Origin of the sequence: Flavobacterium glucosi (genome assembly GCF_048286535.1) — a bacterium.
Lineage (GTDB): Bacteria > Bacteroidota > Bacteroidia > Flavobacteriales > Flavobacteriaceae > Flavobacterium.
This window is the reverse complement of the sequence record NZ_JBLVPK010000005.1, coordinates 118,447-137,884: the sequence shown is the minus strand read 5'-3', so window position 1 is coordinate 137,884 and position 19,438 is coordinate 118,447. Positions and strand designations below refer to the sequence as shown.

Sequence of the window (19,438 nt, the reverse complement as noted above, 5' to 3'; positions counted from 1 at the left end):
GTCAGGAGATTCCTTTGGTCGCTCTGTCACCACCAGAAAAAAGTGGTTTTCAACCGACATAGGCTTTCTACTGCTGGCGGGGCTAGGGATTTTGTGGTAAATAACTTTGTTAACGATTTCCCGTAATAATCCTGCATAGAAAGAATATATGTTTGATAATAAGTGATTACCGTTTTCTTTATAAGTATTTTCAGCGATTTAATTATATATTTGAAAATAAATAAAGTCTTACATTTATCAGACAAAGCGACCTAATTTAAGGTGGATAAGTCGGACATCGCCAGACCTATATACAAGTTTGAGGAAATGCACCAAGATTGCGCTCAACAAATCTAGAAATTAAAATTATAAATTATGTTTAATATATCATCAACAACAGCAGATACTATTTATAATTATTCAAACATTGCTCTAATCTTTGGAACTACAATCGCATTAATTGCTACAATTGGAGCTATATATAGCGGTTTAGTTAGAGAACAGTATAGTAATGAAAGGACTGCAACAAATGAGCGTTTAACAATTGTAGCGAAAGCAGAAGCGGCGAAAGCTACTGAAAATGCATCAAACGCAAATAAAATTGCAGCTGAAGCTAATGAAAGTGCAGCAAAATCAAACCTTCGTGCATTACAAGTTGAAAAGCAAAATATTGAGTTGAGAATAAAATTCTCTAGTCGACATATCGATAAAGAGCAGTATGATATTTTAGTTTCCGAACTTTCCAAAAATCCTTCATCGTTTAATATACAAACAATGGGTGATCCGGAATCTGGAATGTACGCGGCAGATATTCTGCGAACATTTTTAGATTCGGGTTGGAAGGTTGATAAAAAAGAATTTTCGATGGGAGTAATTTGGGAAGGAATTAATATATTTCAAACAAATGATCCTGCTGCGTTACATATTGCGGATGCTTTGAAAGAAGCAGAAATTAGTTTTAAAATTGGAAATGAATTTCACGAAAAAGCAACAATAATGATTGGAGGAAAACCTCAAACATATTAATATACTGCTGCTAACAGCTAGGGTCCCTATAGCGCAGATTTGCATCCGCGTCCACAAAGTTAAGCGCTTAATTAAAAAAAGATACCAGATGTGACTGATTCGCTCCTCGCTATGACGTAGCAAATCGTTACAATTAATTTAAGCGTTTTTTACACTACCTTGAGTTTTCCTTCAAATACCATTCCTCCATTCTTGGAATATCTTTCATGGAATTTTTGGCCCAAGCCAAACTCTTTTCTAAAATTTCATTTTCGGATAAATGCCAATCAATATTTGAATTGCGCAATCGGTTCTTTAATTTTTAATAATTAAAACTGCTGAAACGGTATTAAAATTAGCTTTTGAGCAACTGATAAAATATTCTCTTCATTAATTTCCGGCAAATTTGCAAGAGGAAATAATTGCTGTCCCGGACGACTAACAAAAGCCGTTTGCCAACCTGCCCAATTTGCACCGGCAACATCCCAACCGTGAGCAGCTATCAACATACATTCATTCGATTTAAATCCCATTTTTTTGGCAGCCCAATTATAAGTATCTGTATGTGGCTTGAATTTACCCACATCTTCAATACTTAATACATCGTCAAAAATATCATGAATTCCCGCAAACTTTAGCTGAGTTTCAACCGCTTTATTGGAGGAGTTAGTGAAGGCAACCAATTTAAAACCTTCTTTTTTTAACAGTAAGAGTGCTTCTTTCACTTCTGGATGTGCAGGCAATGATAAAATTGAGGCAACAGCATCTTTAGCTTGTTTATCCATTATCACAATTCCATTTTTGTGGGCAACCATTATAAGTGCAGCGGCTCCAATTGTGCCAAAATCATGATATTGGTTTGCTACTGTTGTAACCAATGAATACTGAAGCATTGTAGTGAACCACAAGGACATCAATTCAGGATGACCTCCAAGCGCTGCGCCAATACTTTTTTTCATCATATTTAGATCCAGCAACGTTTCATTTACATCAAAAAATAAAACCTTGGGTCTTTGTGAATAACCAGTGCTATACTCCTCATTATTGTCTGTCTCCTCTTTTACAATTAAAATAGGTGCGCTAATTTCTTCTTCTCCAACAGTCAATGTACTACTTATTAAATCTTGGTTGCTATTTTTAAAGTCTTTCATTGTTTTTCTTTTTAAATCATGCGTTAAATAAAATATACGACAAAGTGTCTTGTTTCGTGAAAACAGTACAAGTTACATGATATTTTTTAAAATAAAAAACATAAGCGTACCATTATATGAAAGAACTATTTCACGTTTTCAGAAAAATAGCGTTCTTCAATTCGCTTAATATCTTTTATTGAATTTTTGGCCCAAGCCAAACGCTTTTCTAACATTTCATTTTCGGATAAATGCCAATCGATATTTGAACTGCGTAATCGACTGGTTAAGTTTTGAATGATGATGGCCGCCGAAACCGAGATATTCAAACTTTCGGTAAAACCTACCATTGGGATTTTTAGAAAACCATCGGCGCGTTGCAAAATTTCCTCTGATAGACCATCTCTTTCTGTTCCAAAAAATAAGGCACTGGGTTTAGAAATATCAAAATCTTCCATCAAGCAATCATTCTCATGTGGCGTTGTGGCGATAATCTGGTAGCCTTGACTTTTTAAAGTATCCACACAATTTGTAATGCTATCGAAAGTATTAATATCAACCCATTTTTGGGCACCCATCGCAATTTCCTTATCGATACTTTTTCCGTAACGTTGCTCAATCACATTCAATTCCTGAATCCCAAAAATCTCACAACTGCGCATTACAGCGCTCGTATTGTGCATTTGAAAAATATCTTCGACAACAATCGTAAAATGATTGGTTCTGTTTTCCAATACTTTCAAAAATTTTTCTTTGCGATTATCAGTCAGGATATTTTCAAGAAAATTAAGGTAATCAATGTCAATCATTAGAATATTTATTTTTGCAAAAATAGTAAAAAAGACTAGCTTTATACCTTCAAAAGTTGATTCTGATTGCTGCTTTTGGGATTGTTCCATAAAAGTGGAATTGTAAATGTTTGCGGAATTCGCGTGAGGGATAGAGGCGGTATCCTTTTTTGGCTTTTTAGCCAAAAAGATAAAGCCGAAAGCCCGACCCTTGTGGTCACGCCCAAATGGATATAAAATGAAAAAGAAATTGGTGGTTTTGACAGGAGCAGGAATTAGCGCTGAAAGCGGTATTAAAACTTTCCGGGACAGTGACGGACTTTGGGAAGGACATAACGTTATGGATGTCGCAACACCAGAGGGCTGGCATAAAAATCCGGCTTTAGTACTGGATTTCTATAATCAAAGACGTAAACAACTCAAGGAAGTACAACCCAATTTGGGTCATCAAATTCTGGCTGAATTAGAAGATTACTTTGAAGTTTTCATTATCACACAAAATGTAGATGATTTACACGAACGCGCCGGAAGCACTAATGTGTTGCATTTGCACGGCGAATTATTGAAAGTAAGAAGTACAAAAAACCCAGATTACATTTTAGATTGGCAGGACGACTTAAATTTTGGCGATTTCGATGAAAATAAAAATCAATTGCGCCCTCATATCGTTTGGTTTGGCGAGGAAGTTCCTGCACTTGAAGAAGCTATTGCACTAACACAAACTGCAGATTATTTTGCAGTCATCGGGACTTCGTTGCAAGTGTATCCTGCGGCTGGATTAATCGATTTTACACCTCACGAAACACCTGTTTTTTATATTGATCCAAAACCCATAAAAATCCCCAATCATAGAAATCCATTAGAAGTGATTCCTGAAGTGGCTTCAGAAGGAATGAAAACACTAAAAAAGAAGCTAATCGGCTTTATTTAAAAACTATTCGTTTTCTATTTTGTCACGAAAGCTTTATATTTGCCCCTTTCGAACAAACAACTAAACAATGACTACTTTAAACGAATTGAATGCTATTTCTCCTATTGACGGGAGATATAGAAGTAAAACCCTTTCTTTAGCTCCATTTTTCTCTGAAGAAGCTTTAATCAAATACCGCGTATTGGTTGAAATTGAATATTTTATTGCTTTGTGCGAAGTTCCTTTGCCGCAACTTACTGCTGTAAACCCAAATTTATTCGAAAGTTTACGCAACATTTATAAAAACTTCTCAACTGAAGATGCCCTTTGGATCAAAGAAACGGAGAAAGTAACCAACCACGATGTAAAAGCGGTAGAATACTTTATCAAAGACGCTTTTGAAAAATTAGGCTTATCTGAATTTAAAGAGTTTATCCACTTCGGATTGACTTCTCAGGATATTAACAATACAGCAATTCCATTATCTACAAAAGAGGCTTTCGAGAAAGTATACATGCCTTCATTAATTACTTTGACTTCAAAATTAAAAGATTTAAGTGTGGAGTGGAAGGACATTCCAATGCTGGCCCGTACCCATGGACAACCCGCTTCTCCAACGCGTTTGGGTAAAGAAATTGGTGTTTTTGTAGAGCGTTTAGAAGAACAAATGCGTTTGTTGTTCAACATTCCTTTTGCCGCTAAATTTGGTGGTGCAACCGGAAATTACAATGCGCATCACGTGGCATATCCACAAATTGACTGGAGAAAATTTGGTGGAAAATTTGTGGAGGAAAACCTTGGTTTACACCACTCCTTCCCTACTACTCAAATTGAACATTACGATCATTTCGCAGCATTTTTTGATGCTTTGAAAAGAATAAATACGATCATCATTGATTTAGACCGAGACATTTGGACCTATGTTTCAATGGAATATTTCAAACAAAAAATCAAAGCGGGAGAAATAGGTTCTTCAGCGATGCCACATAAAGTTAACCCTATTGATTTTGAAAATTCTGAAGGAAATTTAGGGATCGCCAATGCCATTTTCGAGCATTTATCAGCTAAATTGCCTTTGTCACGATTACAACGTGATTTAACAGACAGTACGGTTTTAAGAAATATTGGGGTACCAATAGGACATACGATCATCGCTTTTGAAGCTACTTTGAAAGGATTAAACAAATTGTTATTAAATGAGCCAAAATTCCATGAAGATTTAGAGAAAAACTGGGCAGTTGTTGCCGAAGCGATTCAAACTATTTTACGTCGTGAAGCGTATCCTAATCCGTATGAAGCATTAAAAGGATTGACCAGAACCAATGAAGCAATTGATAAAAAAGCAATTCACGGTTTTATAGCAACCTTAGAAGTTTCGGATGCAATTAAAGCCGAATTAATGCAAATCACTCCTAGCAATTTCTTAGGAATATAAGTTTTAATAAATTATATGATTTATAAAGTCCCGTTGAAAAAAGAACATTAAATTCTTTTCAACGGGATTTTTATTGCTAAAAAAATCACAAAAAGCTTTATTTAGCTATAAATACACTTTAAAAAATAAAGTTTTTTTATATCTTACCATAATACACCAAAACTATAAAAAATAAGTAAACGCCTATGAATGCCGCAGAAACAGTAGTAAACGCATCACACCATTTACAACCTTTAATCAGTGATTTAGGATTAATCCTGATGACTGCCGCAGTAGCAGTTTTGTTATTTAAAAAAATAAAACAACCGCTGGTTCTAGGATATTTAATTGCCGGGTTTTTGGCAGGAAATCATTTTGATTTTTTCCCTTCGGTAAAAGATATTAAAAGTGTAGAAGTTTGGGCAGAAATTGGAGTAATCTTTTTATTATTTAGTTTGGGACTGGAGTTCAGTTTTAAGAAACTGATGAAAGTGGGTGGAACCGCATCGATTACTGCTGTTACACAAATTATTTCGATGGTTACCATCGGGTATTTAGTAGGCCTATGGATTGGGTGGAAGCAGATGGACAGTATCTTTTTAGGAGTGATACTTTCGATTTCATCGACTACCATTATCCTAAAAACATTTGATGAACTCGGCGTAAAAACCCGAAAATTTGCGGGAATAGTTATCGGTTCACTCATAGTTCAAGATATAGTTGCCATTTTGATGATGGTATTACTATCTACTATTGCGGTGAGTCAACAGTTTTCCGGTGGTGAATTGTTACTATCCGTGTTTAAACTGATCTTTTTCTTAACGATATGGTTTGTTGGTGGTATCTTTTTCATCCCTACTTTACTTAAAAAAGCCAAAAACATATTGACAGACGAAATGCTGTTAATCATCTCACTCGCTTTGTGTTTGATGATGGTTATTCTGGCAGCCAATGTTGGTTTTTCTCCTGCATTAGGTGCTTTCATCATGGGTTCCATTATAGCCGAAACTACTCAGGCAGAACACATCGAACATTTGGTGAAGCCGGTAAAAGACCTTTTTGGAGCCGTCTTTTTCGTATCGGTTGGCATGTTAATTAATCCGGAAACGTTGTATGAATATGCATTTCCTGTCGCCATTTTAACCTTTGTGGTGCTTATTGGACAATCCGTAAGTTCAACAATTGGCGCTTTACTCTCCGGTCAGCCATTAAAACAATCTGTACAAACGGGAATGAGTTTATCACAAATTGGGGAATTCTCCTTTATCATCGCAACATTGGGAATGACATTAAATGTAACCAGTGATTTTCTCTACCCTATTGTAGTGGCAGTATCAGCAGTAACTGCTTTTACTACTCCTTTTATGGTGAAATTTTCCACTCCGTTTTCAGAATATCTTGAAAAAAAATTACCTCGAAAATGGATCAAAAAAATCGAACGCTACAGTGCCAATGCGCAATCTATAAAATTAGTAAGCAACTGGCAGATAGTCGTACGCGCTTTTTTGACACAAGTAGTTATCCATTCTGTAATCATCGTGGCTGTCATTTTACTTTCCTCTAAATTCATTTTACCGTTAGTGCAAGGATCACAATTTGGAAACATATTGGGCGCATTAATCACATTAGTGATACTATCTCCTTTTTTATGGGCACTTTCTTTACGCCGTGTTGCTGTAAAAGAAGTAGCCATTCTAAGAGAGGAACGTAAATATCGCGGCCCCATATTAATGATGATTTTATTGCGAATAGTTTTAACTCTATTTTATATTGGATTTTTATTAAATATATTTTTCTCTCCCATAATTGCCTTTATAGCTTTAATAGCAGCTGTTATTGTATATTTTATTTTTCCAAAAAAACTAAATGCACAATATCACAAAATAGAAGACCACTTTCTGAAAAATTTAAATGCACGAGAAATAAAAAAAGCAATTAGAAGTCGTAGTGATTTAACACCTTGGGATGGACACATGACCACTTTTGAAATTGCACCAACATCGAATATTGCCGGAAAAACATTAGAAAAGTTAAGTATTCGGGAGCAATTAGGAGTAAATATTGCTTTCATCAAGCGTGGAGAAATCACCATAAATATTCCTAGCAGAAACGAAAGACTTTTCCCTGGCGATGAAATTTGTGTCATTGGTACTGACATCCAATTGGCCGCATTTAAAAAATATTTAGACCAACATGAGATTGATGTTTCCCCATTGGCAACTGAATCTGATATAGTTTTACAACAATTAGAGCTTATCAACGAAGCATTTATTGGGAAAAGCATACGTGATTCCGAATTACGTGAAAAAACACGTGGCTTAATTGTTGGTTTGGAACGAGGAGGAAAAAGAATTCTCAATCCGGAATCAAAATGGATTTTAGAAAAAAATGATATTCTTTGGATTGTAGGCAGCAAAAAATTATTAGCTAATCTTTCTAAAAATTAATAAGGAGATTTATTTTTACAATCCCATTTTGAGTGAATTATTGCAATCCAAAATATCGATTCTAAAGACTTCCCGTCTGAATGAAACTTCAAATTTCATTCAGACGGGATTTTCTGTTTATTATAAAAAAATAATATTTGAACGAGAGTAAGTGATTAAGATTAAGCAATATTTTATACCTTAGAGCAGTTTTATTTTCATAAAAAAGTATAAATCGATACAATAACTCTTTTAAATAGTTAAAATAAATTTATGACGAAAAATAAAATCTTAATCCTGTTTTCACATCCGCTATTCGAGAAATCTCATGCGAATAAAGCTTTGGTGGAGAATATTCCCGATTCAGAAAACATTACTTTTCATGATTTATATGAACACTATCCTGATTTTGACATTGATGTAAAACGCGAACAAGATTTATTAAGTCAGCATGACATAATCATTTGGCACCATCCCATGTACTGGTATAGTTGCCCGCCACTCATGAAACAATGGATCGATATGGTACTGGAACACAACTGGGCGTATGGAAAAAAAGGTACTGCGTTGCAGGATAAAATTATTTTCCAAGTAATTACAACTGGTGGTGACAAGGAAAATTATTGTGAAACAGGTAGTGATCGATACACTATACTTGAATTATTGGAACCGTTTAACCAAACTGCAAAAGTGTGTAATATGATTTATTTACCGCCTTTTGTGGTGCATGGAACTCACAATATGACCAAAAAAGATTATGAAAAAAATGGCTTGATTTATGGTGATTTTTTAAACTATTTAGAGCATCATGATATAGACACCGATGAAATTTTGCAATACCATTATTTGAATGAATGGTTTGCAACAATATTGATATAATATGGATACGAATTTTTTACTTCAGGCCATCATTTATTTAACAGCTGCCGTAATTTGTGTACCGATCGCTAAAAAATTAGGCTTGAGTTCTATTTTAGGGTATTTATTAGCGGGAATCGTGATTGGTCCTTATGTGCTTGGTTTTATTGGCCAGGAAGGCCAAGATATAATGCATTTTGCCGAATTTGGTGTGGTAATGATGCTTTTTTTAATTGGTCTTGAATTAGAGCCAAGCAAGTTTTGGAAAATGCGAAAATTCATTCTTGGAATAGGTTCCATGCAATTAATTGGAACCACTATCATACTATTCTTAGGATGTCTTTTTTTTATGGACTGGAAATGGGAAACTGCATTAGCAATTTCATTGGCACTGGCTTTATCTTCTACTGCTATTGTATTGCAAACCTTAAAAGAAAAAGGATTGTCAAATACTTCTTTGGGGCGTTCCTCTTTTGCCGTTTTACTTTTTCAAGATATTGCTGTAATCCCAATTTTAGCCTTTTTACCGCTTTTGTCTACTGTCAATCTTGAAGCAACAAATGATGCTCCACAATCATTGATTACAGGTTATGCGAGCTGGTTGCAAACGGTAATCGTAATCGGAATTATTTCAACAATCTATTTTGCAGGTCGCTTTTTATTTGTTCCTTTATTGCACATAATCGCAAAAACTAGGTTACAGGAATTGTTTACCGCTTCCGCATTACTATTAGTCGTTGGTGTTTCGTATATGATGCAATTAATTGGATTAAGTCCTGCGCTTGGTGCTTTTATGGCAGGTGTCGTATTGGCTAACTCTGAGTTTCGCCATGAACTAGAAGGCGATATTGCACCGTTTAAAGGCTTGCTTTTAGGCTTATTCTTTTTGGGTGTTGGTGCCTCAATAAACTTCCGATTAATTATTGACAATCCATTTTTCATTTTTGTTTTTGGAGCGATTTTGACTTTAGTAAAATTTATAGTGCTATTTTTTACCAGTCGATTTTACAAAAAGAAATTGGATCAAAATCTGCTGTTTGCTTTTGGCTTAAGCCAAGCAGGAGAATTTGGTTTTGTAATCATGAGTTTTTGTATGCAATTGAATATTGTACCTACTGTTTTAGCCAATCAAATTATGGCAGTCATAGCCATGAGCATGGTTGCAACTCCTTTTTTGCTTCTAATAAATGAACGAATAATTTATCCAAACACTCGAACTCAGGAAAAAGAAATAAAAAAAGATAATGATTATATTGACGAAGACAATCCCGTTATTATAGCTGGTTTTGGACATTTTGGAAGCACAGTCGGTCGATTATTGAGAGCTAATCAAATCAAATCAACTATCCTTGATTACGATTCGGACCGAATCGATTTATTACGAAAGATGGGCTTTAAAGTCTATTATGGAGATGCAACCCGATTAGAGCTATTAAAAGCTGCCGGTTGTGAAAATGCGAAAATTTTCATCGCTGCCATCGATAATCCAACCGTAAATCTTCAAGTAATAGAAACCTTAAAGAAGCACTTTCCAAATTTAAAAATTTTAACGCGTGCCCGAAACCGAAATGATGCCTATGAATTAATCGATCATAAAGTGGAACATATTTATAGAGAAACGTTATATAGCGCTGTGAATATGGGGGTTGATGCATTAGTAGAATTAGGCCTTAGAAAATATACGGCTACTAGACAAGGCCAACAATTTATAAAATACGATGAAATTACCACTCGTAAACTGGCCGAAAAACGTCATGATAAAATGGCGTATATGATTACCATCAGGGAAGAAATTGAACTACAAGAACAATTATTAAAGAGTGACATCTATTCACAAGTAGCGGCAACCAATCATAGTTGGGACAGTCAACATTTAAAAAACAATCTGGCTGACTTGTCTGACTCCTCTGAATTGCAGGACTAATTTATTTAGTTTACATTAATAAAAAAGCATAATTAATACCCTAAAACGGAATCAATTATGCTTTTTTTTTATGATTTCAAATGAAAATTATCTAGAATAATTCGGAGCTTCTTTCGTAATGGTTACATTATGTGGATGACTTTCGTTGATTCCGCTTGCGGTAATACGAACAAAACGTCCCGTTTCTTGTAATGTTGGAATGTCTTTTGAACCACAATAGCCCATTCCGGCACGAAGACCACCAATGAATTGTTGCATGCTTTCGTTCAATTCACCTTTATAAGGAACACGTCCTACAATTCCTTCCGGAACCAGTTTTTTTACATCATCTTCCACATCTTGGAAATAACGGTCTTTTGAACCTTCTTGCATCGCTTCAACAGAACCCATTCCGCGGTATGACTTGAATTTTCTTCCTTCGAAAATAATAGTTTCACCTGGAGATTCCATCGTTCCGGCTAATAATGAACCTAACATCACACAATCCGCTCCTGCAGCAATAGCTTTTGGAATATCACCTGTATAACGAATTCCACCATCAGCAATTACGGGAACTCCCGTTCCTTTGATAGCCGCAGCTACTTCAAGAACAGCTGAGAACTGAGGAAACCCAACACCCGCTACAATACGAGTCGTACAAATAGAACCCGGACCTATTCCAACTTTTACCCCATCTGCACCATTTTCAACAAGATATTTGGCTGCTTCAGCAGTGGCAATATTACCAACAATAACGTCTAAGTCAGGAAATTTAGCTTTCACTAATTTTAGTACATCGACCACTCCTTTTGTATGTCCGTGAGCAGTATCGATTATAACTGCGTCTACTCCGGCATTAACCAAAGCAGTAGCTCTTTCAACAGCATCTGCCGTAACACCTAATGCAGCAGCGACGCGTAAACGTCCGTATTTGTCTTTATTTGCGTTTGGTTTTTGGGTTAATTTAGTGATGTCTCTGAACGTAATTAAACCAACTAATTTATAATCAGCATTTACTACTGGAAGTTTTTCAATTTTATGACCTTGCAAAACTACTTCTGCTTGTTCCAGAGAAGTACCTTCAGCAACAGTTACTAAGTTTTCACTGGTCATTACCTCAACAATAGGTCTTGAACTATTTTTTTCAAAACGTAAATCTCTATTGGTAACGATTCCTTTTAATATTTGGTTTTCATCTACAATTGGAATACCACCAATACCAAATTCTTTCATTGCACTTTTGGCATCTGCAACAGTAGAAGTCAATGGTAAAGTAACCGGATCGATAATCATCCCAGACTCCGCACGTTTTACTTTTCTAACTTTCGCAGCTTGTTGCTCGATAGTCATATTTTTATGCAAAACACCAATTCCGCCTTCTTGTGCCATAGCAATTGCCATTGCACTTTCGGTAACTGTATCCATAGCAGCAGATACAATAGGAACATTAAGTGTAATATTTCTTGAAAATTTTGATTGAATACTCACTTCGCGAGGAAGCACATTTGAGTAGTTGGGAACTAATAGAACATCATCGTAAGTTAATCCTTCACCGATAATCTTAGAGTTGTGTGCGATCATTGCAATTGTAGTTGGAGTTTAATTGCGTGCAAATATAGACAATCTTATGCGAAAAAACGAGTAAATTTTATAATAAATGATTAAATTGCATTATAGAGTTTTCTCTAATCCAACTTCTTCCGTTTATATAATCTGTGAGATTTGATTCATTTATTTTTTGCTATGACAGAATGGATAGAAATTTAAAAAGGTTATAAACGACAAAAAATCAAATAAAAACCAATATTATTTTTTACTATCCTTAAAAATAACATTAAGACCTAGCTGAAAAGACAGACTATTGGCTTTAGTGACATCCTTATATTCTAAAAGATTATCGGCAAGAATATAGAAATTAACAGGTCCAAACATACTGGACAAGCCCAATCCTATATTTTTATAGGAATAAGAATCTATGGTATAAGTTGCCTTCATTTGCAACGAATTGAAAACTTTTCTTCTGTAATAGGTCGTGAAAGCAACTAAAGGCGTTCTCGGGGTTGACATTACAAATAATTGAGCACCTACAGCACTTTTATAAATAGTTTCAGGATCATAATTAAGACAGTTGCAATCTTCCGGTCTTTCTTCATCAAATGAATATTGAATTGATGTATTCAATTTTGTAGGTCGCCAAGTTGTATAATCAGCATACAAGGTATCCAAAGGAACTGCATCCTTAAATTCCTGATACCCATCTTCTGCTGAACCCCCAGAACTAAATTTAGGAATAACTCCTTCGTATTTATAAGTTCCTTTAAAAGTCAAACTTTCTACTTCTTTAGTATGTTTTATAAAACCAAAATCTATGACACTTGCAGTTACTTGAATATTTTTCTTTGGATAATAAGTCAAACCGGCATCCAATCCCAAACCTAAATTACCGCCAAGAAAGGCCCTTTTAGTAATATCTTTTACCACATTTGGCTCAAAATCTTCATCATCGTATTTAGCAATTCCAGATGTATTGAGCTGCAAATTCGAATAAATCATTTGTTCATAAACCCCTTGTGTGGAAGGTATTGTATAAATATATCCTGAATTATTAGTAGAATTGACATTATAAATACTGGAATAAATCTTTCCACGCGCTCCTAGAATTAATTTTTCATTTATCTTTTTATGAAACCCCAGATGAAAAACCGAAAGCATTTCTGCTTTTAGATTCAAATCGCCTAAATTGAATACTTTACCCAAATAATCTCTATTTCCGTCCAAAGCCAAAATTGCAATATCTTTAGGCACATAGCTCATAAAATCAAATTCTTGGTACATACCAAAAGAAACATAGGAATCTCCTTGTTCTCCAGCTATTTTAAAACCGCCATTAAATAATTCTATTTGTTCATTTACGGCTATTCTATCTTTTCGTGTTGTGGAGAATACTACATTTCGGAGTTTCACATTAAAATCGACTCCGTTATCAGCAAATAAATCATAGGCTGAGAATCCACTCGAACCAACATTTGTAGAAATACCAGACAATAAAGGAATCCCAAAATACCAATTGTACTTGACATCAGACCCCGGATTGGTCAGCAAAGACTGAGGCACTGAAGTGAAATTATATAAGATTTGTTTGTTTTGTGAAAAGCAACCTATCGTTAGAAATAGAGCAAAAATCAAAATTATTTTTCTCATTCTACTACAAAATAAGCGGTTACTCCTGAACTCAATTTTAAACTTCCCAAACTGCTTTCGCTTAATGGCGGACCGGCAAACATGGTGAGCGTGAAAGTAATTTTTGTAGTTCTCTTTAATAAATCCAAAGTAGCATTTTGAAATATTTCAGTTTTAGTAACTATATTTCCTACACCGGAGTAAGCGGGTACGATAATATTTGTGGAATGAACAGGCTGATTATTTCTATCCAGAAATACTAAATCCATTCTGTAACTTCTATTTATAGTATTGTTAATTTCAAAAAAAAGATCAACTCTATTTAACTTTTCCGTGAAAAATTTTTCACTGAATACATCGACAGTTGGCGCATCAAAAATTACGTTTTGTTCTACTCCTCCAGTTATAAACTGATTGGCCTGAACATCAAAATAAGCTAAATTTGATATAAATACAGGTTCTAATTTTATATCATTAACTTGATTATAATCTAAATCACTTGCACATGACGACGAAAATAAGATTAGAATTAGTGTACTTAAGATTCTATGGATAGTCCGTCGTTTCATCATATTAGTCTATTAAAAGTAAATTAGGGAACTGTATAACTAACGTATCATTCATAAACTTATTATTTTCAAAATTAGAGTTCAAGTACAATTATCATTTTTTTAATTTTAATGAAACTCCCTAAATAGCTTAGAAGCCTCGTTATAAGCACTTTCAAAACTCATAGGACTCATGTCTGTTTTTTCTTTTTGCGAAGTAAAATAAGATAACAACTTCTCTGTAGGCATATTACCCGTCAAATCATCTGTTGCCATTGGACATCCGCCAAAACCTTGAATAGCTCCATCAAAACGACGACAACCTGCTTTATAAGCTGCCTCAGTTTTCTCAAACCATTTATCAGGTGTAGTATGAAGATGCGCACCAAATTCTATTTTTGGGTATTTGGGAATTAAATTCGAAAACAAATACGAAATCACATCTGGTGTCGAACTTCCTACCGTGTCCGAAAGTGATACGATTTTGACTCCCATTAATGCTAATTTCTCTGTCCACTCACCTACAATTTCAACGCTCCATGGATCTCCGTAAGGATTACCAAATCCCATAGAAAGATAGGCAACAACCTTTTTATTCGTACGATCGGCAATTTCTAGGATTTCTTGTAACGTAATTAAAGATTCTGCAATCGTCTTATGGGTGTTCCGCATTTGGAAATTCTCCGAAATCGAAAATGGAAACCCTAAATACTGTATTTCAGGATGATTTGAAGCCAGAGTTGCTCCTTGCGTATTTGCAATAATTGCCAATAATTTACTTTTGGTTTGGGATAAATCTAGTTGTGCCAACACTTCAGCAGTATCCTGCATTTGCGGAATCGCTTTAGGCGAAACAAAGCTTCCAAAATCTATAGTATCAAAACCTACACGTAACAAAGACTGGATGTAAGTCACTTTTCTTGCCGTAGGAATAAATGGCTTTATGCCTTGCATGGCATCACGAGGACATTCTATAATTTTTATTGGCTCCATAGAAAGCCAAAGATAGAAAAACAATTAAGAATTTTAAATTATGATTTTCAAATTTTCAAAAATTGATAATAGTACACAATTTGGCACTATTTTGATATTGAACTTTTAGATTTAAATTGCAATTGAATTATCATAAGTATAATCACAGGAGACATTATTAACTCGTAAAAACTACCTTCTAAAAGAAGACATTACAATCTTTCTAAAATCTTTTTGTTTATGGCTTTCACCAAAGCCGGACCTTCATAAATAAAACCGGTGTACAACTGAATTAAACTTGCTCCTGCCTCTAATTTCTCTATTGCATCTTCCTCAGAATGAATTCCTCCTACTCCAATAATTGGAAACGCTTTATTACTTTTTTGAGATAAAAAACGGATAACTTCAGTAGAGCGTTGCGTTAATGGCTTCCCTGATAACCCACCCATTTCAGTTTTATTATCCGATTGTAATCCTTCACGAGAAATCGTAGTATTAGTAGCAATAACACCTGCAATTTTAGTTTCCTTAATAATATCAATAATATCAAGCAACTGTTCATCTGTCAAATCTGGAGCAATTTTTAGCAGGATTGGCTTTTGTTTTGGCTTAGCCAAATTCTTATTTTGTAACGTTTGCAACAATTGTGTCAACGGTTCTTTGTCTTGTAACGCTCTAAGATTTGGCGTATTTGGGGAACTTACATTCACCACAAAATAATCAACATAATCATATAAAGCATCAAAACAGATTTCATAATCCAAAGTGGCTTCTTCATTTGGAGTCAATTTATTTTTACCAATGTTCCCGCCTATCAAAACGCTTTTATTTTGTTTTAAACGTTCCACCGCTTCCTGAACGCCACCATTGTTGAAACCCATCCTGTTGATAATTGCGTTGTCTTCTTTCAGACGAAACAATCGTTTTTTAGGATTTCCTTCCTGACCTTTTGGAGTAAGTGTTCCTATTTCGATAAAACCAAAACCAAAATTGGACAATTCTTCATACAGCTTAGCATCCTTATCAAAGCCTGCAGCTAAACCCACAGGGTTTTTAAATTTTAATCCAAAAACTTCCGTTTCTAATCTTGAATCTTTTAATTCGTAAAGCAATCTAAAAAGGCTTGTAAAACCTGGTATTTTAGACAAAAATCGAATCAATGAAAAAGTGAAATAATGAACTTTTTCCGGATCAAACAAAAATAAAAATGGACGAATAAATAATTTATACATAAAAGTAGTGTTGTTGATGCAAAAATAGAACTATCTAATCGATAATTAAATATTTCGAAAAAAAAATATAGAGCAACATTTGATTTGGCTCCAGCCAAAGGAAATAGCATAAATAAACAGTAGTTAAATAAAGTAGAAAAACGCTGTACCAATAAACTAAAAACCAATGATTATCAATGATTTAAAATTAAAAAATACTACTTTAAGATCTTCAACACAAAATAAGAAATGATTTTTTAAATGATTTTTCTTATCCTGTAATAGAAATTAGGTAAATATAAATTTTATCAACTTAAAACACATCGTCATGAATATAAAATTATTTTTCACTATAGTATTACTTTCTAGTTTTCAATTTTTCTTTGCTCAAAACAATAAATCAGACACCATAAAGCTAGCCACAAAAACAACCATAACTACGGTTACAACAATTAAAGACACTATAAAAGTTGCCCCAGAAGTTGCTGCAAGATTAGCAACCAATGCAGAGAAAGAAGCATTAAAAACAGAAGCGAAAGCACTAAAGAATAAAATAAAACTGGAGAAAAAAGCACTACGAGAAGCTAAAAAAATTGAAAACGAGCAACAAGATTTTGAAAAAAAACAAAAAGCTTTTAACAAACAACAAAACAAAATTCTTTCGAGTGAAAAATCAATTAGGAAAATAAAAGCAAAAATTTCAAATGAAGAAAGAAATTTAGTCAAACTTAAAGAAAAATTTAAACAGAAAAAATCAAAAGGTGACCTTAGCCCCACTGAGATTGAAAAAGAAAACATCAAAATTAGTAAACGACAAATAAAAATAAATAAGCTGGAAGGCGATCTAGATAAAGCTGAAGAAAAACTGCATAAAATCAGAGATTAATTAGAACCACCCTCGGGTGGTTTTTTTATATAAAAGGGCAATTTAATTCCAAAAATAGCATTGTTTATTGAGACTCAAACAATGCAATTATTATTTTTAATTTTCAAAATTTAGTTGCTGATTAACTTCAAAAAGCTCCTGAAAAAATGTTTATATTTGCATAAAAACAAATTAAAATGCAACATATAATTGACCGTTTCATCAGTTACGTAACTATTGATACTGAATCTGACCACAAATCAGAAAGTACACCAAGTACTGCAAAACAGTGGGATTTAGCCAAAAAATTGGTTGAAGAACTTAAAACCATTGGAATGCAAGACGTGACAATTGACGAGAAAGCATATATCATGGCTACGTTGCCAAGTAATGTAACTCATGAAGTTCCTGTAATTGGATTTATTGCTCACTTTGACACGTCCCCTGATTTTACCGGAGCCAATGTAAAGCCTCAAATTATATCGAATTATGATGGTAAAGACATTGTATTAAATGCAGAAAAAAATATTGTGTTATCACCAAGTTATTTCAAAGATTTATTGCTTTACAAAGGGCAAACTTTGATAACTACTGACGGAACAACACTCCTAGGTGCAGACGACAAAGCTGGTATTACCGAGATTGTTACTGCAATGGAGTTCCTTATCAACAATCCTGAAATCAAACACGGAAAAATCAGAGTTGGTTTTACTCCAGACGAAGAAATTGGTCGTGGCGCGCATCATTTTGATGTAGAAAAATTTGGAGCGGATTGGGCGTATACAATGGATGGCAGCCAAATAGGCGAATTGGAATATGAAAATTTTAATGCGGCTGGAGCCAAAATTACTTTCAAAGGTAAAAGCGTGCATCCGGGCTATGCCAAAGGAAAAATGATCAATTCTATGTTGATTGCCAATGCTTTCATTAACGAGCTACCCCCTGGAGAAACTCCTGAAGAAACGAAAGGATATGAAGGTTTCTTTCACGTCCATCATCTGAATGGAAGTATTGAAGAAACCGTTTTAGAATTAATTATTCGCGATCATAACAAGAAAAAATTTGAAAAGCGCAAAGAACTAATCGAAAAAATCACTCGAAAAATCAATAAGAAATTTGCAAAACAGTTTGGTGAAGACATCGTTATCACTATAATTAAAGATCAATATTACAATATGAAAGAGAAGGTTCTGCCTGTGAAACATATTGTTGATATTGCTGAAAAAGCGATGAAAGAAATAGGAATTAAACCGCTTATAAAGCCTATTCGTGGTGGAACTGACGGTTCTCAATTATCCTATAAAGGATTGCCTTGCCCAAATATTTTTGCCGGTGGTCACAATTTTCATGGAAAATATGAATATGTTCCCGTAGAAAGTATGCAAAAAGCGGTTGAAGTAATTGTAAAAATAGCGGAATTGACAGCTACAGAAGATTCCGCTAAAAAATAAGCTATTTGGAATCCTCAAAAACGAATCATTCTTGGGATAAAAACAACAATTGGTCAGAAGAATTAGAACTTCTAAAATCAATTATTGTCAAAACGGAACTCGTAGAAACTACTAAATGGGGCGGTATTGTCTATGTCCTGAACGGTAAAAACGTACTCGGAATAGGTGGATTCAAAAATTACTTTACGATTTGGTTTTTCAATGGCGTTTTATTGCAAGACAAAAAAAATACGTTAGTTAACGCACAGGAAGGTGTTACTAAATCGTTGCGACAATGGCGTTTTTTATCAAAAAAAGAAGTCAATGAGGCTGCCGTTTTAGATTACATTCATGAAGCTATTACCAATGAAAAAGAAGGAAAGAATAGTAAACCGCAGAAAAAAGAACCTATCGTTTCTGAACTTCTTCAAAAGGAATTAGATGCAGATACCAATTTAGCAGATGCTTTTCTAAAATTCTCACCTTACAAACAATACGAATTTTTAGAATATATTGAAACTGCAAAACGAGAGGAAACCAAACGTTCCCGGATTGAAAAAATAAGACCCCTAATTATGGAGAACATTGGTCTTAATGATAAATATCGATAATATCAAGTCCCATTTCTAAAAATTCAGAATGGGACTTTTTAATTTTAAAATACCTACAAAACAATATACACTAAAAACCATACGGAATAAACACTCTTGAAATATTACTCGTTGATTTTCATCAACAATGTCTCTTACCTCCCTATTGCAGGACACTTGAATCTTACATTTTATAATATTGAAAAGCTTAACATTGCAAAGTCAATTA

The 19,438-nt window shown here is 34.3% G+C and carries 17 protein-coding genes; 9 read left to right on the top strand and 8 right to left on the bottom strand.

The window, feature by feature from the left end; all coding sequences use genetic code 11:
• Positions 1-354 precede the first annotated feature (354 nt).
• Positions 355-1,005 (top strand): hypothetical protein, encoded by a 651-nt coding sequence (locus ACNQGD_RS10725; protein WP_417999269.1) that lies wholly within the window; start codon positions 355-357, stop codon positions 1,003-1,005.
• 154 nt (positions 1,006-1,159) lie between these two features.
• Here ACNQGD_RS10725 and ACNQGD_RS10720 read toward each other — a convergent pair whose 3' ends face one another.
• The 3 genes from ACNQGD_RS10720 to ACNQGD_RS10710 all read right to left on the bottom strand — a co-directional run bounded on the left by ACNQGD_RS10720 (position 1,160) and on the right by ACNQGD_RS10710 (position 2,923).
• Positions 1,160-1,291 carry a hypothetical protein gene (locus ACNQGD_RS10720; RefSeq protein ID WP_417999268.1) on the bottom strand — a complete coding sequence of 44 codons (132 nt, stop codon included), beginning with the start codon at positions 1,289-1,291 and terminating at the stop codon, positions 1,160-1,162.
• Positions 1,292-1,313: 22 nt separating this feature from the next.
• Complete coding sequence (locus ACNQGD_RS10715) at positions 1,314-2,135, bottom strand: haloacid dehalogenase type II (RefSeq protein ID WP_417999267.1); 822 nt, start codon at positions 2,133-2,135, stop codon at positions 1,314-1,316.
• Between the two features lie 125 nt (positions 2,136-2,260).
• Positions 2,261-2,923 carry a TrmH family RNA methyltransferase gene (locus ACNQGD_RS10710; RefSeq protein WP_417999395.1) on the bottom strand — a complete coding sequence of 221 codons (663 nt, stop codon included), beginning with the start codon at positions 2,921-2,923 and terminating at the stop codon, positions 2,261-2,263.
• Between the two features lie 217 nt (positions 2,924-3,140).
• Between ACNQGD_RS10710 and ACNQGD_RS10705 the strand changes: the two genes are divergently transcribed.
• From ACNQGD_RS10705 to ACNQGD_RS10685, 5 genes are all read left to right on the top strand, one after another.
• Complete coding sequence (locus ACNQGD_RS10705; RefSeq protein ID WP_417999266.1) at positions 3,141-3,833, top strand: SIR2 family NAD-dependent protein deacylase; 693 nt, start codon at positions 3,141-3,143, stop codon at positions 3,831-3,833.
• A 67-nt stretch (positions 3,834-3,900) separates the two neighbouring features.
• Positions 3,901-5,247, top strand: a complete 1,347-nt coding sequence (gene purB, locus ACNQGD_RS10700) for an adenylosuccinate lyase (protein WP_417999265.1) — start codon at positions 3,901-3,903, stop codon at positions 5,245-5,247.
• Positions 5,248-5,432: 185 nt separating this feature from the next.
• Positions 5,433-7,673 carry a cation:proton antiporter domain-containing protein gene (locus ACNQGD_RS10695; protein ID WP_417997538.1) on the top strand — a complete coding sequence of 747 codons (2,241 nt, stop codon included), beginning with the start codon at positions 5,433-5,435 and terminating at the stop codon, positions 7,671-7,673.
• A 252-nt stretch (positions 7,674-7,925) separates the two neighbouring features.
• A complete protein-coding gene (locus tag ACNQGD_RS10690) occupies positions 7,926-8,531 on the top strand; it encodes an NAD(P)H-dependent oxidoreductase (RefSeq protein WP_417999264.1) in 606 nt (201 codons plus the stop codon).
• Between the two features lies 1 nt (position 8,532).
• Positions 8,533-10,434, top strand: coding sequence for a monovalent cation:proton antiporter-2 (CPA2) family protein (locus ACNQGD_RS10685; RefSeq protein ID WP_417994620.1), 1,902 nt, complete (start codon positions 8,533-8,535; stop codon positions 10,432-10,434).
• A gap of 87 nt (positions 10,435-10,521) precedes the next feature.
• On the opposite strand, the gene guaB is transcribed toward ACNQGD_RS10685, so the two are convergent.
• From guaB to ACNQGD_RS10660, 5 genes are all read right to left on the bottom strand, one after another.
• Positions 10,522-11,994, bottom strand: coding sequence for an IMP dehydrogenase (gene guaB / locus ACNQGD_RS10680; RefSeq protein ID WP_417994619.1), 1,473 nt, complete (start codon positions 11,992-11,994; stop codon positions 10,522-10,524).
• Positions 11,995-12,219: 225 nt separating this feature from the next.
• Entirely contained in the window at positions 12,220-13,614 is a 1,395-nt protein-coding gene (locus ACNQGD_RS10675) for a DUF5723 family protein (protein ID WP_417999263.1), read from the bottom strand.
• Positions 13,611-14,165 (bottom strand): hypothetical protein, encoded by a 555-nt coding sequence (locus tag ACNQGD_RS10670; protein ID WP_417999262.1) that lies wholly within the window; start codon positions 14,163-14,165, stop codon positions 13,611-13,613. Before ACNQGD_RS10670 ends, ACNQGD_RS10675 begins: the two co-directional genes overlap by 4 nt.
• Before the next feature lie 105 nt (positions 14,166-14,270).
• Entirely contained in the window at positions 14,271-15,134 is an 864-nt protein-coding gene (locus ACNQGD_RS10665; RefSeq protein ID WP_417997533.1) for a hydroxymethylglutaryl-CoA lyase, read from the bottom strand.
• Positions 15,135-15,325: 191 nt separating this feature from the next.
• A complete protein-coding gene (locus tag ACNQGD_RS10660) occupies positions 15,326-16,345 on the bottom strand; it encodes a quinone-dependent dihydroorotate dehydrogenase (protein WP_417999261.1) in 1,020 nt (339 codons plus the stop codon).
• Between the two features lie 307 nt (positions 16,346-16,652).
• On the opposite strand from ACNQGD_RS10660, the gene ACNQGD_RS10655 reads away from it, so the two are divergent.
• From ACNQGD_RS10655 to ACNQGD_RS10645, 3 genes are all read left to right on the top strand, one after another.
• Positions 16,653-17,210 (top strand): hypothetical protein, encoded by a 558-nt coding sequence (locus ACNQGD_RS10655; protein WP_417999260.1) that lies wholly within the window; start codon positions 16,653-16,655, stop codon positions 17,208-17,210.
• A 176-nt stretch (positions 17,211-17,386) separates the two neighbouring features.
• Positions 17,387-18,640 (top strand): peptidase T, encoded by a 1,254-nt coding sequence (pepT, locus tag ACNQGD_RS10650; protein WP_417997530.1) that lies wholly within the window; start codon positions 17,387-17,389, stop codon positions 18,638-18,640.
• A 5-nt stretch (positions 18,641-18,645) separates the two neighbouring features.
• Positions 18,646-19,230, top strand: a complete 585-nt coding sequence (locus ACNQGD_RS10645; protein WP_417999259.1) for a YdeI/OmpD-associated family protein — start codon at positions 18,646-18,648, stop codon at positions 19,228-19,230.
• The last annotated feature ends 208 nt before the right edge of the window (positions 19,231-19,438 follow it).